Origin of the sequence: Paenarthrobacter sp. CM16 (assembly GCF_013179505.1) — a bacterium.
Classification (GTDB): domain Bacteria; phylum Actinomycetota; class Actinomycetes; order Actinomycetales; family Micrococcaceae; genus Arthrobacter.
Window position 1 is genome coordinate 1 of record NZ_JABMCX010000591.1, and the last position, 728, is coordinate 728.

The following is a 728-nucleotide window of genomic DNA, read 5'->3' on the forward strand; positions in this document are numbered from 1 at the left end:
AGTCACGTAAGTCCGTGGCCGCCGTCGACGCCGGAACCGAACACCACCTGGTCAAGGTGACCAACCTCGGCGTCGGATACCCGCAGGCAGATGGTTCCGTCAAGAAGGTAGTGGACGACGTTTCCTTCCATGTGGACCGAGGCGAGATCCTCGGGATCGTGGGCGAATCGGGTTCGGGCAAGTCCCAGACCGCGTTCTCCATCCTGGGACTGCTGCCGGACAACGCCCGGATCGTGGCTGGTTCCATCCAGTTTGATGGCAACTACACCGTGGCTCCCGGCGAGGACCGTGTCAGTCAGGAGCGGCTGTCCAAACTGCGCGGCAAACGGATCTCCTACATCCCGCAGGAACCCATGAGCAACCTGGACCCGGCCTTCACCATCGGCTACCAACTGGTCACGCCCATGGTCCGCGTCCTGGGAATCTCCAAGGCAGAAGCCCGTCAGCGTGCACTCAAGCTGCTCACCGACGTCGGCATTAACAATCCGGAGCGCACCTTCAACGCCTACCCGCATGAGGTTTCCGGCGGTATGGCCCAGCGTGTGCTGATCGCCGGTGCCATCAGTTGCGAACCGGACCTGGTGATCGCTGACGAACCCACCACCGCGCTGGACGTCACCGTCCAGGCCGATGTGCTGGATCTGCTCCGCGAGTTGCAGCAACGCCTGAACATCGGCGTGATCCTGGTGACCCACAACTTCGGTGTTGTTGCCGATCTGTGTGACCGG

At 62.4% G+C, this 728-nt stretch carries 1 protein-coding gene; it reads left to right on the top strand.

Going from position 1 to position 728, the window contains the following annotated elements; translation table 11 throughout:
• The coding region (locus HP499_RS24695; protein ID WP_172326635.1) for an ABC transporter ATP-binding protein at positions 1 to 728 on the top strand (728 nt) is incomplete at both ends.